This window comes from Kribbella speibonae, assembly GCF_004331375.1.
Taxonomy (GTDB): Bacteria; Actinomycetota; Actinomycetes; order Propionibacteriales; family Kribbellaceae; genus Kribbella; species Kribbella sindirgiensis.
Genome location: NZ_SJKC01000004.1, coordinates 12,163 through 25,772, shown reverse-complemented (window position 1 = coordinate 25,772; position 13,610 = coordinate 12,163). Strand labels below are relative to the sequence as shown.

12 protein-coding genes are annotated in these 13,610 nt (G+C 68.6%); 4 read left to right on the top strand and 8 right to left on the bottom strand.

Features of this window, described 5'->3' with window-relative positions; genetic code table 11:
• Window positions 1-127: 127 nt before the first annotated feature.
• The 3 genes from E0H92_RS28255 (at window position 128) to E0H92_RS28245 (ending at window position 2,453) form a co-directional block, all read left to right on the top strand.
• The gene (locus E0H92_RS28255) at window positions 128-736 is read left to right on the top strand and encodes a phosphotransferase (RefSeq protein ID WP_131498427.1); all 609 of its coding nucleotides are present in this window, start codon (window positions 128-130) and stop codon (window positions 734-736) included.
• 114 nt (window positions 737-850) lie between these two features.
• Window positions 851-1,675: an LLM class F420-dependent oxidoreductase gene (locus E0H92_RS28250; RefSeq protein ID WP_131498426.1), complete on the top strand. Its 825-nt coding sequence runs from the start codon at window positions 851-853 to the stop codon at window positions 1,673-1,675.
• Window positions 1,676-1,757: 82 nt separating this feature from the next.
• Window positions 1,758-2,453 carry a DUF4386 family protein gene (locus E0H92_RS28245; protein WP_131469308.1) on the top strand — a complete coding sequence of 232 codons (696 nt, stop codon included), beginning with the start codon at window positions 1,758-1,760 and terminating at the stop codon, window positions 2,451-2,453.
• Window positions 2,454-2,458: 5 nt separating this feature from the next.
• Here E0H92_RS28245 and E0H92_RS28240 read toward each other — a convergent pair whose 3' ends face one another.
• Window positions 2,459-2,863: a cupin domain-containing protein gene (locus E0H92_RS28240; protein ID WP_131498425.1), complete on the bottom strand. Its 405-nt coding sequence runs from the start codon at window positions 2,861-2,863 to the stop codon at window positions 2,459-2,461.
• A 28-nt stretch (window positions 2,864-2,891) separates the two neighbouring features.
• Here E0H92_RS28240 and E0H92_RS28235 point away from each other — a divergent pair, with 28 nt between their 5' ends.
• Window positions 2,892-3,497: an HIT family protein gene (locus E0H92_RS28235; protein ID WP_131498424.1), complete on the top strand. Its 606-nt coding sequence runs from the start codon at window positions 2,892-2,894 to the stop codon at window positions 3,495-3,497.
• Here the strand turns inward: E0H92_RS28235 and E0H92_RS28230 are convergent.
• The 7 genes from E0H92_RS28230 to E0H92_RS28200 all read right to left on the bottom strand — a co-directional run bounded on the left by E0H92_RS28230 (window position 3,480) and on the right by E0H92_RS28200 (window position 13,609).
• On the bottom strand, window positions 3,480-4,199 hold the full coding sequence (locus E0H92_RS28230) for a peptidylprolyl isomerase (RefSeq protein ID WP_131469314.1): 720 nt from the start codon (window positions 4,197-4,199) through the stop codon (window positions 3,480-3,482). The two genes, E0H92_RS28235 and E0H92_RS28230, sit on opposite strands and share 18 nt — an antisense overlap.
• The gene (locus tag E0H92_RS28225; RefSeq protein WP_202873884.1) at window positions 4,196-7,552 is read right to left on the bottom strand and encodes a GH92 family glycosyl hydrolase; all 3,357 of its coding nucleotides are present in this window, start codon (window positions 7,550-7,552) and stop codon (window positions 4,196-4,198) included. Before E0H92_RS28225 ends, E0H92_RS28230 begins: the two co-directional genes overlap by 4 nt.
• Before the next feature lie 156 nt (window positions 7,553-7,708).
• On the bottom strand, window positions 7,709-8,359 hold the full coding sequence (locus E0H92_RS28220; RefSeq protein ID WP_131498423.1) for an NUDIX domain-containing protein: 651 nt from the start codon (window positions 8,357-8,359) through the stop codon (window positions 7,709-7,711).
• Window positions 8,356-10,110 carry a CTP synthase gene (locus E0H92_RS28215; RefSeq protein WP_131498422.1) on the bottom strand — a complete coding sequence of 585 codons (1,755 nt, stop codon included), beginning with the start codon at window positions 10,108-10,110 and terminating at the stop codon, window positions 8,356-8,358. Before E0H92_RS28215 ends, E0H92_RS28220 begins: the two co-directional genes overlap by 4 nt.
• Before the next feature lie 21 nt (window positions 10,111-10,131).
• A complete protein-coding gene (locus tag E0H92_RS28210; RefSeq protein WP_131498421.1) occupies window positions 10,132-11,157 on the bottom strand; it encodes a glycosyltransferase family 4 protein in 1,026 nt (341 codons plus the stop codon).
• The gene (gene murJ, locus E0H92_RS28205; protein ID WP_238173637.1) at window positions 11,154-12,821 is read right to left on the bottom strand and encodes a murein biosynthesis integral membrane protein MurJ; all 1,668 of its coding nucleotides are present in this window, start codon (window positions 12,819-12,821) and stop codon (window positions 11,154-11,156) included. The genes E0H92_RS28210 and murJ overlap by 4 nt, the downstream gene beginning before the upstream one ends.
• Complete coding sequence (locus E0H92_RS28200; protein WP_131498420.1) at window positions 12,800-13,609, bottom strand: hypothetical protein; 810 nt, start codon at window positions 13,607-13,609, stop codon at window positions 12,800-12,802. The genes murJ and E0H92_RS28200 overlap by 22 nt, the downstream gene beginning before the upstream one ends.
• Between the last annotated feature and the right edge of the window lies 1 nt (window position 13,610).

Sequence of the window (13,610 nt, the reverse complement as noted above, 5' to 3'; positions counted from 1 at the left end):
GCTAGGTCGCTGCCGAGTGTAAGCCCGCAGGGTTCATACCAGCCGACCGGATGGTCTGATCGTCACGCGACACCCTGTGAGTAGCCCGGCATTAATCCAATGGAAGCATTCCGGCAAAAATGCCGGTATGCAGAACGAGGTGGAACTCCCGGGCGGAAACATCGGCGGAGCGGTCCGGATCGGCGACACCGTGCGCCGTGCCACCGGCCCGTGGACCCCTGCGATTCATGGACTTCTCAACTACCTCGCCGGCGCCGGGCTGACCGGCGTACCGCGGGTGCACGGGCACGACGAACGCGGACGGGAAGTTCTCGACTACCTTCCGGGTACGGCGTACGGCCCGGAAGTGCCGGACGGCGTGCTGGCGGACGCGATGCGCTGGCTCGCGGGGTATCACCAGGTCGTTGCCTCGTACCGCCCACCCGGTGTGATCAGGTGGCGTGCCGGCCCGGCCGAACTCGCTGCGGACCAGATCATCTGTATGCACGACTACGGGTACTACAACTGGATCGGCACCGCGGACGGGTTCAGCGGCGTCATCGACTGGGACCTGGCCGGGCCCGGCGTACCACTCGACGACATCGCGTTCACCGCCTGGAACACCGCCCCGCTGGCGATCCCGGCGGACCCGGCGGACCAGGCCGCGCGGATTCGGTTGATGGCCGAGGCGTACGGCGGCTGGCGGACCTTCGCACCCGCATTCCGGAGATTGCCGCGCACCTCTGACTCAGACTGACGGGGCAACGATCATTGACGGGCATTCGTGGGCGTCAGAGATGCTTGGAACGGTGCCCGTCCGCCCCGGGTTGCACGGTGAGGGACGTCCGACGAACAGGAGTACGCAGTGGCGATGGAACTGGGACGGTACGGGATCTGGCACGGCGGCCAGCATTACGGCCCGGAGCTCGCGGCCGGGCTGGAGCAGGCGGGGTACGGCACGCTGTGGCTGGGTAGTTCGCCGGAGTCCGATCTGCGTGACGCCGAGGTGTTGCTGGCCGCAACGAGTTCGGTTGCCGTCGGCACCAGCATCGTCAACATGTGGAAGTCGCCGGCGGCCGACGTCGCGGCGTCGTACCACCGGTTGGAGGACGAGCACCCGGGACGGTTCCTGCTCGGCGTCGGGATCGGGCACCGAGAGGCCACCGGCGAGTACAAGTCGCCGTACCAGACGATCGTCGGGTACCTCGACGAGTTGGACGATGCGAAGGTGCCTACCGACCGGCGGGCTCTGGCCGCGCTTGGCCCGAAGGTGCTGCAACTGTCCGGCGCCAGGACGGCCGGAGCACTGCCCTACCTGACCACCCCGGAGCACACCCGGGAGGCCAGGCGGACGCTCGGCGGCGGAGTGCTGCTCGCGCCGGAGCAGATGGTCGTCCTGGAGACCGATCCGGAGATCGCGCGCGCAACAGCCCGTGACCGGCTGGCGTCGTACCTGGCGCTGAGCAACTACACGGCGAGCTTCCGGCGGCTCGGTTTCACCGACGATGACCTCGCCGACGGCGGCAGCGACCGGCTCGTCGACGCGATGGTCCTGCACGGCTCCGCGGTCGAGGTCGCGGCCGGCCTGAAGGCCCATCTGGACGCCGGCGCGGACCACGTCGCGATCCAGCAACTGGGCCACGAAGGCATCGACCTCCTCCCCGGTTACGAGGCGCTGGCAACCGTTCTCGGGTAGGTCTTGATTCCGGCGCGGAACGAGGGAACATCAGCAGTAGACGCACCATATTTCGTGGTGCGCACACTGGAGGTGTTTCCCCATGACTGAGCGACACGAGTTGCGTTGGGGCGGCTTCGCCGGGTTGGCCTTCGTCGTCCTGGCACTCCTGGGCAGGTTCCTGCCCGGCAATCCACCGACCGTCGACGACTCGCAGAGCACGATCACGGCGTGGCTGAGCGACAACCGCAGCATGATCCTGACCAGCGCGCTGATGTGGGCGGCAGCGGGCGGGTTGGTGATCTGGTTCGCGTCCGCGTTCGCCGAGGCGATGCGCGAGCGGGACGAACGCAGTGACGTGCACCTGGCGCTGCTCGCCGGGTCGGTGCTGGTGGGTGCTGCGATCTTCATCAACGCAGCCATCACCGGTGCGACCGCCTTCGCCATCGACGGCCGGGACGCCGGGTTGACGATGGCGATGTACGAGCTCAGCGCGGTGATGACGACGATGATCGGCTTCGCCGCGGTCCTGCCGCTGGCCGCGGCCGGGATCGGCGTCCTGCGCACGCACCTGATGCCGAACTGGCTCGGCTACCTCGGCCTGCTGGCGGCCGTGGTCTCGTTCGCCGGCGCGTTCGGCGTGTTCGCCGACAGCGGCACGTTCGTTGCCGGTGGCATGTTGATGACCACGATCCCGTTGCTGCTTTCCGCGGTCTGGATCATCGGCGCGAGCGGCTACATGGTCCGCGAACACCTGCCCGAACTCACGACCGGAGATGCCGCCGTACCGCAGGTGTAGGGGATCTACCGCATCGTGAAGTCGGCGAAGTCGAAACCCGGTGACACGATGCACGACACCAGCACGGCCTCGTCGCCCACCGGCCGGGCCGCCTGCCACGCGCCCGCAGGGATCACCACCTGCGGACGCTGGCCGGCCCGCACGTCCGGCCCGAGGGTGACTGTCTGGCCGTCGTACTCCAGCGTCAACGGCCCGCCCGAGTGCCACAGCCAGAGCTCCGTCGACCGCACCCGGTGCGACCGCGACTCCTCCCCCGGCGCGAGCAGGAAGTAGATCGCGGTCGCGCTGGCCCGCGTTCCGTCGTACCCCTCCGGTGCGAACTCGACCGGCGAGCGCCACGTCTGCCGGTACCACCCGCCCTCCGGATGCGGTTCGAGATCCAGCAGCGTCGCCAGTTCCGGCTTCTCCATGCCCCGATTCTCGGGCAGAGTGCGGTCCATGACCGAGCTGCCTTCCGAGTACCACCGCCGGCTGCCGTACGGCGAACGCATCTCTCCCGAACCGTTGATCGGTTCCCCGTTCTTCCCGTTCCACGGCGAAGTGCAGGTGGAGCCGCTGAACGACCCGATCCTGCCGGAGCCGGCCCGGGGCGGCGCGAACGGCGCGGACTGCTGGTCCTGCTCGCATCCGGAACAGGGCGTGATCTGGCAGGACGCGCAGTGGAAGCTGAAGGCGCCCAAGCCGAGCGGGCTGCCGTTCGTCGGGATCCTCGAGCCGCGCGAGCACTACCGGCTGGACAATCTGCCGCCGGAGCTGACCGCGACGCTCGGCGCGATGATTCAGCGGGTCGCGAAGGCGGTCCAGGACCTCGACAGCGTCGCGCGGACGCACTTCAACCGCTGGGGTGACGGCAGCGAGCACTTCCACCTGTGGTTCCAGGCGCGGCCGCTCGGGATGATGCAGCTCCGCGGCGCGATGATCGCGGCCTGGGACGACATGCTGCCCGCGATCCCGGACGAGGAGTTCGCCGCGACCACGCGGCAGGTCGCCGCCGCCCTCGCGGAGGACGGCGGCGAGGCCGTCGGATCAGCGGGAGCCGAGTGACCGCGCGACGATGATGTCGGTCTTGCGCACCGGCGGGCCGTCGACCGGCGCCGGGTCGTCGGGGGTCGGCGCGATCCCGCCGGCCGCCACCCGGTCGAGCGTGGCGAGCCCGAGACGGTCCACCGAACCGAAGACGGTGTAGTCCGGTCGCAGCCGCGAGTCCCCGAAGACCAGGAAGAACTGCGACCCGTTGGTGTTCGGGCCGGCGTTCGCCATCGCCAGCGTGCCGCGGGCGTACACCTTCCGCGTCCCGGTCGGGTCGTCCGGCCAGTTCGGCAGGTCGGTGGGCAGTTCGTCCTTGTACGAGTAGCCCGGCCCGCCCTCGCCCGTACCGCTCGGGTCACCGCACTGCAGCACCTTCAGCGTCGGGTACAGCGTGAGCCGGTGGCAGGTGGTGAAGTCGTAGAACCTGCTCTTCGCCAGGTGCAGGAAGCTCTGCACCGTGCACGGCGCCTTCGCACGGTCCAGGGACAGCAGCATCAGCCCCTGGTTGGTCACGACCATGACCTTGACGATCCCCTTGTCCGGCGTGTGTGCGGGGTCGGGCGGCAGCGACACCGGACGGGCCGGCGGGTCGTCGGGCGTCGTTGTGTAGCCGCACGGCCCGTTGGTAGTCGTCGGCGTACCAGCAGCCTCGGCCGGCGCGGTGGCGACCAGCAGACTGGCCACGGTCAGCGCCGCGATCACGATGGCTTTCCTCATTGCGCGTTCCCTCCAGTTGCGACAGTGAAGATCCTCAGATCACGATTCTTCGGTAGCGTGATGCTGACCGGGGCCTGCGTCAACGTCACAGGCGCCGTGGCGAAGATGTGCGTGGTGACGTTGTCCTTCCCGCCGCCCGATTCGTTGCGGTACGGCGTGGTTGCGACGATCACGTTGCCGTAGTGCAGCGTGTCGCCGCCACCGCCCAGGGTCCAATCACTGAACGACAGGTCGATCTGCGACGTCGTACCGTCCGCGTAGTTCAGCGTCGCGGTCGTCTGCTGGTTGCCGTTGACGGCACTGCCGACGAACGACAGCTTGGTCGTACCGGCGGGCAGGTCCAGGTTGAGCAGCTGCTCGTCGGCCGGCACGTTGTCGGGGTCGCCAGCGGGTACGTCGGGCCACGTGAAGCTGAGGCCCTGGACAGTACCTGTGCCGCCCGCAGTCAGACCGGCCGCGGCCAGTGCCTGACGTGAGTAGCTCACACCGCCACCGTCGTAGTCCGCCTCGGTGTGGTCGCTGTTGTCATCAGAGATGCCCACGCCTTCACGGAGTACGAAGAACGAGTTCGGCTGACCCACGACGACGGTGAAACCGACCTGTGGCAAGGCGGTTCCGTCAGCTGCCTTCATCTGCACTGTGACGGGGTAGCGGCCGTCCGGCGTACCAGCGGCGGCTGTGATCGTCACTGACGCGCTACCGACCATGTCGACGTGGAACGTGCCGGTAGGAGGTGTCGCTGTGAGACCAGCAGGCGTTGCCAGCGTGTAGCTGACGTCCTGCGCGGTTCCACTCAGTCGGTGGGCCTGCAGGGCTACAGGTGCACTGGTGGTGCCAGGCGCGATCACTACGCGGCTGGTGTCCGTAGAGGTCTGGAACGGGATCTCACCGGTCCGCCACGACGGCGGCGCGTCCTTCGCACCCCAGGTCTTGTTGGGCGTCGTACCGAGCGTGAAGTCCAACGTCCCGCCGCGCTGCACGAACGACTCCGGCAGCCACGGCTTCGCCGAGCTCTTCCCGTTCACCTTCAGCGACTGCACGTACTGCGCGTCCGCGCCCGGAGCGTTGATCCGGATGGTCTTGCCGTCGCGGTGGATCACCGCCCGCGGGAACAGCGGTGCGGCGACCTGGAGCTCCGCACGGCTCGGTACGTCGGGGTAGAGCCCGAGAGCGGTCCACACGTACCAGGACGACATCGCACCAAGGTCGTCGTTCCCCGGGATCCCACCGGTGCTGGTGTTCCACAGCTGGTTCATTGCCTGCCGCAACGTCTCCTGCGTCTGGTACGGGCGGCCGGTGTAGTTGTAGATCCAGGGCGTGTTGATCGACGGCTCGTTGTCCATCTCGGCGTGCAGCTCACCCGCACCGGTCAGCGCCCAGGTCCCGTCCGGGTTCTTGAAGAACGCGTCCAGCCGCTGGTTCACGACGTCCGTGCCGCCCATCGCGTCGACCAGACCGGCCCGGTTGTGCGGCACCATCCAGCTGTACTGCGCACTGCTCCCCTCCGCGAACCCGTCGTACGTCGACGGCGTGAACGCGGGCCAGGCGCCGTTGTCGTCCCGGTTCTGGATGTAGCCGCCGTTGGCCGGGTTGAACACGTTCTGCCAGTACTGCGACCTGGTGAGGAACTTCTGGTACGTCGCCTTGTCGCCGGTGCGCTGTGCGAGCTGAGCGAGTGCGAAGTCGTCCGTCACGTCCTCGAGCGTCTCGACCGCACCGCCCCAGGCGTTGGACTTCGTGGGGATGTAGTGGAGTGCCAGGTACTTGTCGAGCGAGGGCCGCTGGCCGATCGACATGACCGGCTTACCGGCCGAGCTGAGGTCCTTCGCGGTCGGTACGGTCGCTGCCTTCACCAGTGACTTCAGTGCTTGTCGCGCATCGAAGTTCGTGCCGCCGAACGCGTAGATGCCGGCCACAGCCGGTGCGGACGGGTCGCCGGTCATCACCGCCGTACTGCCGGACGCGTGCGTCCACCGGTCCCAGATGCCGTCGTTCTGCGTGGCCTGGTTGAACAACGACTGCGCGATGTCTCCGGCCCGCTCGGGTTCGAGCAATGTAACTAGTTGCAGTTGCGACCGGTAGACGTCCCAGCCGGAGAACGTCGCGTACTGCGCTTGCTGTCCGCGCGACAGGTAGTGCGGTTTCTGGTCGAATCCCCAGTACTGGCGGTTGACGTCGCTGAACACGTTCGGGTGCAGCAGAGTGTGGTACAGCGCGGTGTAGAACGTGGTGCGCTGGTCCGTCGTACCGCCGGTGATCTCGATGCGGTCGAGCTGCTTTCGCCACGTCTGCTTGGCTTTCGCGGCCGTGACGGCGACCGACGTACCGCGCGGGTTCTCGGCGCGCAGGTTCGCGAGCGCGTTGGCGGCGCTGACGTACGAGATGCCGATCCGCATCGTCACCCGGTCGCTGTCGAACCCGACGTACCCACCGGATCCCTTGTTCGGCGGCATCCATCCGTCGGTGCCGTACGTCGTACCGCCGCGGGCGCTCGTGCTGCCCGGGGTCACCGTGGTGTCGGTCCAGGTGCCCTGGTTCTTGAAGGGCTGGTCGAACTCGGCGACGAAGTGCAGCGTGTAGTAGCTGCGCTGCCCGACGCTGGCCAGGTAGCCGCAGAAGTTCCCGCTCGTTACTGACCCGCTGACCGTGCGGTGCGCCGCGTCGATGCTGACCTGCGCGTCGCTCGATCCGACCTCGGAGTTCGAGGTCCGGAACATCAGCGTCTTGGCCTTGTCGGCCGGGAAGGTGAACGCCGCCGAGCCGGTCCGTGTGGTCGCGGCGAGCTCGGCCGTTACGCCAGAGTCGAGCCCGACCTTGTAGGAGCCTGGCTTCGCGATCTCGTTCGCGTGGCTGTAGGTCGAGGCGTAGAGCTCGTCCTTCGCGTCGCTCTGCGGTGATGTCGTCACGTCACCTGCCAACGGGAAGATCGGGATGTCTCCGGAACCGCCCGCGCATCCGGTCCCGCTCATGTGGGTCAGGCTGAAGCCGCGGATCTTGGTCGCCGAGTAGAGGTAGCCACCCGGGGCGGCTGTCCGGTAGGCATTGCCCCGGCTGGTCTCCGGGCTGAACGACAACATCCCGAACGGCACTACGGCCCCCGGAAACACGTTTCCGGCGTTGGTCGTGCCGATCAACGGGTCTACGTGCTCGGTCGGGTCCGACGAACTGCTGGTGATCCGGGTGCTCCCGACTGCCTCGGCCCGGAAGCCGGCGGTCGCTGGATCGGGTGGCGTGGCAGTTGTCGGATGGTCACTCGAGCCTGGCGGTGCCGGCGTGGGTATGGCGTGAGCCGCAGGCGCGAGAGAGGCGATCAGAGCGCCGGTGAGCGCGAAGGACAGGACGGAACGACGCATGGGCGGGACCAACCTTGGGCGGAGGAGGTGACATCGTTGTCACCAACAAATACCCAACTACAGAACGCACGTCAAGAACTACACGAAGTTCCGGAACCTCAACTGTCCTTGGCCGGCCAGGGGAGTCGGCGCCCACCGCTCCTCCTCCCCTTCAGTTCAGTTGTCCTTGGCCGGCCAGGGGGAGTCGGCGGGGCGGAGGGTTTCGAAGCCGGGGCCGTTGAGGGCGGTCCAGGCGGCCAGGGCGCCCATGATCAGGATCGGGTTCTGGAGGTGGCCGGCCAGGGCGGCGGCCACGACGTCGAGGAGCGGGGCCCAGACGGTTTCCATGTCGGCCTCCTCGTGCACCCGCTCGAACGACTCCGGAGCCGGCGACAGGTCGCGGGCCAGGAAGATCCGGACCGCCTCGTTCGTCAGGCCGGGAGAGGTGAACGCGTCGACCAGGATCCGCCAGTCGGCGGCCTTGGTCGCGGTCTCCTCCCACAGTTCGCGCTCGCCACCCAGGCGGTATTGCTCCCCCTGGACGTCGAGCAGCCCGGCCGGCGCCTCGAGCAGCTTGTAGCCGACCGGGTGCCGGTACTGACGGACGAGCAGCATCCGGTTGTTCTCGTCGAGCGCGACCACGCCGACCGCTCCGGGATGTACGACGACATCGCGAACGAACGACGTACCGCTGGGCGGCTCGATGGAGTCCCGGCGTACCGAGATCACGCGACCGGTCTCGTGCACGGTCTCCGAGGCGGAGACCGGCCAGCGCTCGGGCTGATCCGCCAGCCCGGCGCCGAACCGGAGCTCGGGGTAGTCGGTCATCGAGCCTTGACCGTCTCGGCCTTGGCCTTCTCAGCGGCCGGCTTGTCACCGGTCTTCTTGGCGACCGGCTTCGGGTCCTCGACCGGGAGCCGGGACTCGCGCTGCCGCTCGATGGCGGCCGCGACCAGCCCGGAGAACAGCGGGTGCGGCTTCGTCGGCCGTGACCGCAGCTCCGGGTGCGCCTGCGTCGCCACGAAGTACGGGTGCACGGAGCGGTCCAGCTCGATGAACTCGACCAGTTCGTTGTCCGGCGACAGCCCGCTGAACACCAGCCCGGCGGTCTCCAGCTTGTCCCGGTACGCGTTGTTGACCTCGTAGCGGTGCCGGTGCCGCTCCTGCACCGACGGGGCGCCGTACAGCGAACGGACGATCGAGCCGTCGGCCAGGTTCGCCGGGTACAGCCCGAGCCGCATCGTGCCGCCCATGTCCCCGGTGCCGGAGACGATGTGCTTCTGCTCCTCCATCGTCGCGATCACCGGCTGCTCCGCGTCCGGGTCGAACTCGCTGGAGTTCGCCTGGTCGAGACCGGCGAGGTCCCGCGCCACCTCGATCACCATGCACTGCAGGCCGAGGCAGAGCCCGAGGATCGGGACGCCCTGCTCGCGGGCGTACCGGATCGCGCCGATCTTGCCCTCGATCCCGCGCACCCCGAACCCGCCCGGGATGCAGACCGCGTCGACGTCACCGAGCAGCCGGGCCGCGGCCTCGGGCGTGGCGCAGTCGTCGGAGGCGATCCAGCGCAGGTTCACCCGGGCGTCGTTGTCGAACCCGCCCGCGCGCAGTGCCTCGGCGACCGACAGGTACGCGTCCGGGAGGTCGATGTACTTACCGACCAGCGCGACCGTGACCTCGTCCTTCGGGTGGTGCACGACCCGCAGCAGCTCGTCCCAGCGAGTCCAGTCGACATCGCGGAACTGCAGGTTCAGCCGGCGCACGACGTACGCGTCCAGGCCCTCGGCGTGCACCACCTTCGGGATGTCGTAGATCGACGGCGCGTCGACCGCGGCCACGACGGCCTCGACGTCCACGTCGCACATCAGCGAGATCTTGCGCTTCACGTTGTCCGGGATCGGCCGGTCGGCGCGGCACACGATCGCGTCCGGCTGGATACCGATCGAGCGCAGCGCGGCGACCGAGTGCTGGGTCGGCTTGGTCTTCAGCTCACCGCTGGGCGCCATGTACGGCACCAGCGAGATGTGCAGGAAGAACACGTTGTCGCGGCCGACGTCGTGCCGGACCTGCCGGGCCGCCTCGAGGAACGGCAGCGACTCGATGTCGCCGACCGTGCCGCCGATCTCGTGGATAACAACGTCGACGGCAGTGCTTGATTCTGGGCCCGCCATCGCGAGCATCCGTTCCTTGATCTCGTTGGTGATGTGCGGGATCACCTGGACGGTGTCGCCCAGGTACTCACCGCGACGCTCCTTGGCGATCACGCTCGAGTAGATCTGGCCGGTGGTCACGTTCGCGACCTGGGAGAGGTCCCGGTCGAGGAAGCGCTCGTAGTGGCCGATGTCCAGGTCGGTCTCGGCGCCGTCGTTGGTGACGAACACCTCGCCGTGCTGGAACGGGTTCATCGTGCCGGGATCCACGTTGAGATACGGATCCAGCTTCTGCATCGTGACGCGGATGCCCCGTGCCGTCAGCAGACTGCCGAGGCTGGACGCTGTCAGTCCCTTACCGAGACTGGATGCCACGCCACCGGTGACGAATACGTGCTTGGTCTGCTGCGAATTGGAAGCCCTGTCCACGGGTCTCCAGCCTACCTCTTGTCAACCACCGGCCGCGACGAGACCCGCGTAGATGTCGAGCAGATTCTTCGCCACACCGTCTTCGTCCATCCATCTGGAGGCCAACTCCCGGCCGCGTGTCCGCATAGCGTTCGCGGTCTCGGGCTCCGCCAGTACGGCCCGTACTCCGTCCGCGAGCCCGTCCGCGTCAGCGGGAAACGCCAGGATCGCGCTGTCCCCGACCAGCTCCGGTATGCCGCCGACGGCGGTGGCGACCACCGGTACGCCGACCTGCATCGCCTCCTGCAGGACGAGGGCACGCGCCTCCCAGTGCGATGTGAGCAGAAACACATCGGCCGCACCGAGCAGATCGGCCACATCGTTGCGATGACCGAGCAGCCGGACCGGCAAACCCTCCGCGTCGATCCGCGCCTGCAGGTTGTCCCGCAGCGGCCCGTCACCGACGACCACGAACACCGCGTCCGGCGTCGACTCGTGGACACGGGACGCGACGGACAGCAACGTCGGGTAGTCCTTCTGCGGCGCCAGACGCCCCACAGTGAGCACCACGGGCTGGTCACCGAGTCCGAGTTCCCGCCGTACGTGGGCTCGCCGTGCCCGGATCCGCGGCATCGCCGGCGCGGCCACGGGTGCAAGCTGCGCGTTGCGGGCACCGAGGCTCTTGGCCAGGTCCACGAGGTCGCTGGACGCACCCAGGGTCAGGTCGGCGCCTCTGGCAACCAGCCGCTGCCCCATCCGCATCACGAGGCCTCGTGGGCCCGGCGCGATCACGGCGTTGTGCCAGGTGACGACCAGCGGGCGCAGCCGGGACCTGTCCCGCAGCGCGGTCATGCCGGCGCGGTAGCCGTGCGCGTGGATGACGTCGCAGTCACGCAGTCCGGCCGCCTGGGAGACGACGGTCGCCGGGGCGAACTCGAAATGCTCGGCCGTGCCAGGTGGAGCACACACCACCACCTCGTGCCCCGCACTCACGAACCGCGGTACCAACGAGGCAACGTGCTGCCCGATGCCGCCCCGCGACTCCGCGAGCAGCAGCCCGATCCTCATGGTGTCTCCCGTCGTACGAGTGCGCGAGCGTCCGCGCGATCCAATGCAAGCACGACCACGGCGTACACGACGACGGCGGCCAGCCCGGACAGGAGCGCGAATACCACTGCTTTACCCACTCCGCCCTCTCCTGAAGGCAGTGCGACCGCCCAACCGGCCGCACCGGCCAGCACAGCGCCTGCCAGTGCTGTGAGGTGAGCGCGTGGTACCCCGGCAAGTACAGCTGGTCCTGCTTCGCGGCGCAGTACGAGGAGCAGCGTCACCGCGCCCAGGACCATGCCGAAGGACATCGCGGCGGCCAGCGCCGGAACTGCGTCCCACCGAGCTGTGAGCATGACGCCGGCTACTGCCACGAGTATCCAGGCCGCGGACGTCACGACGGCGACCTCACGTCCGGAGTGCCGGGCGTAGAGCACCCGGCCGACATGCATCAGTACGGCGAACCCGATGGCGGCTGGTGCGAACGCCAGGAGGCCGTTGGCCAGTGAGGTCGCCTTGGCCTCCTGCACCGCGCCGTCGTCGTACGCGAAGATCCTGGCGACCGGTACCGCCGTACCGACGAGCAGTGCGGCGCCGGCGCCACCGGCCAGCATCACCGCGCGGGTGGACGCCGCGGCGTAGTGGTCGAAGCCCTCCCCTGCCTCGAACGCTACTGCCAGTCGCGGGAAGACCGCTGTGGTGATTGGCACGGCCAGCACTGCGTACGGCAGGAGGTATACGGCGTTGGCCCAGGTGTAGACGGCGATGCTGCCTGCTACGCCGCGGTGGTTGGCCAGGTACGTCGTGACTACGAAGGTGAGCTGTTGTGCGACCAGGACGGCCAGGCCGGCGAGTGCGAGCTTCCGGAGTACCGGTCCGACGCCTGGGTCCAGGCGGAGGGTGGGTCTGATCGGTAGACGGAGCAGGAGCATGGGGACGAGCACTGTTAGGGCTAGTGCGAGGACACCGGCTGTGGTGCCCCAGGCCAGTAGGTCGGTGGCGCTTTGCGAGGCCGAGTCCGCGTTGGGTGCTGTTGCGGCGAAGAGGAAGTACGTGCCGACTACGACCAGGCTCGAGATGAGTGGGGCCCAGGCGCCGGCCGCGAAACGCTTGTGGGACTGGAGAACCGCGGTCGCGATGACAGCTACGGCGTACCCGAAGACCTGCGGGACGAAGATCGCCAGCATCCTGGTCGCGGTCGCGGTGGAGCTCGCACAGTCGGCGCCGGGGTCGAGCATCGCGTCGGTGTACTGCCCCGCCAGAACCCAAGCCAGCAAGGCGACCGGGGCCAGCAGCACGAACGACCAAGACAGCAACGCCCCAATAATCCGCCCCTGCGCGGCCCGATCTCCCCGGGCTACCGGACCTGCGAGCACCGGAATCACAGCACCCGCCAACGCCCCACCGGCCACCACTTCGAAGAGAATGTTGGGCAGCTGATTGGCCGTCGTGTACGCCTCAGCCAAACACCCCGCACCGACAGTCTTCGAGAAAACAAGCCAGCGCCCGAAGCCAACTACGCGCGCAAGCACCGTGACAGCGGCAACCAGCAACGCGGCTTGCGCGATCCGCGCGCCACTGAACCCACCCGAGGAACTGCTCTGCGCGGAGGGCGTGGTGGACGAGCCGTCGGCTCCCCCGGCGTCGGGTGGGCCGTCCTTGTTCACCTGGGGCGTCGGCCCCACTGGTCGATCTTGTCGAGGACCGGGGTGTCGGCGATGACCTTGGTGAAGCTGACCTTTTCGCTGGCCAGGTTGAGGCCGACGACGGCTGCCAGGACCAGCGTCTTCAGCGGGCGCGGGAGCGACGCGGCGAGCGCCGTGCCGGTGATCGCGCCGAGGCCGTTCGCGCCGCAGTCGCCGAGCATCGAGCGTTCGCCGAGATCCGACGGGGCGGACGCCGCGGCAGCGCCGACGACGGCACCGGCCGGACCGTTCACCACAGCCAGCGGAGCATTCAGCGCGGCTACGGCCTTGAGCGCGCGCCCCGGGCGCAGGTCGAGGAGATTCGTGAGGTTCGCCGTACCGGCGATCAAGGCGCCGTCGGCAACGACTCCGGCAACGGCCTTCACACCGCGCGACTTCCGCGGCAGCAACGCGGCGGCCGCGAGACCGGCGGCGCCGACCCCGAGGATCTTCACCGCGCCGCTCGTCACCTCGCCGCGCTTCAACGCGCTCAGGTGACCGCGGAAACCCTTCGCCTGCGTGGTCCCGCGCAGATCGTCGTACGCACCGACCGCACCCGACACGGCGCCGGCGACCAGCGCGGCCGCCTTCACCTTGCCGCTGCCGCGCGACCCGGCGACACCGGCCAGCGCACCGAGCACCGCCACCGGACCTTCGAGCAGCGTCACCGGCTCACCGCGATGGTTGGTCCGCTCGAACGGCTCCCGCGTCTCCTTCGGCAGCTTCTCCGCCGCGCGCTCGAGCCCGGCAGTAGCGGCCGCCGCGATGGCGGCGCTCAGAATTCCCACG

What these genes read in the sequence shown, in the direction of transcription:
- E0H92_RS28255 (WP_131498427.1), top strand. Translation starts at nt 128, where the DNA reads ATGCAGAACGAGGTGGAACTCCCGGGCGGAAACATCGGCGGAGCGGTC.
- E0H92_RS28250 (WP_131498426.1), top strand. Translation starts at nt 851, where the DNA reads ATGGAACTGGGACGGTACGGGATCTGGCACGGCGGCCAGCATTACGGC.
- E0H92_RS28245 (WP_131469308.1), top strand. Translation starts at nt 1,758, where the DNA reads ATGACTGAGCGACACGAGTTGCGTTGGGGCGGCTTCGCCGGGTTGGCC.
- E0H92_RS28240 (WP_131498425.1), bottom strand. Translation starts at nt 2,863, where the DNA reads ATGGAGAAGCCGGAACTGGCGACGCTGCTGGATCTCGAACCGCATCCG.
- E0H92_RS28235 (WP_131498424.1), top strand. Translation starts at nt 2,892, where the DNA reads ATGACCGAGCTGCCTTCCGAGTACCACCGCCGGCTGCCGTACGGCGAA.
- E0H92_RS28230 (WP_131469314.1), bottom strand. Translation starts at nt 4,199, where the DNA reads ATGAGGAAAGCCATCGTGATCGCGGCGCTGACCGTGGCCAGTCTGCTG.
- E0H92_RS28225 (WP_202873884.1), bottom strand. Translation starts at nt 7,552, where the DNA reads ATGCGTCGTTCCGTCCTGTCCTTCGCGCTCACCGGCGCTCTGATCGCC.
- E0H92_RS28220 (WP_131498423.1), bottom strand. Translation starts at nt 8,359, where the DNA reads ATGACCGACTACCCCGAGCTCCGGTTCGGCGCCGGGCTGGCGGATCAG.
- E0H92_RS28210 (WP_131498421.1), bottom strand. Translation starts at nt 11,157, where the DNA reads ATGAGGATCGGGCTGCTGCTCGCGGAGTCGCGGGGCGGCATCGGGCAG.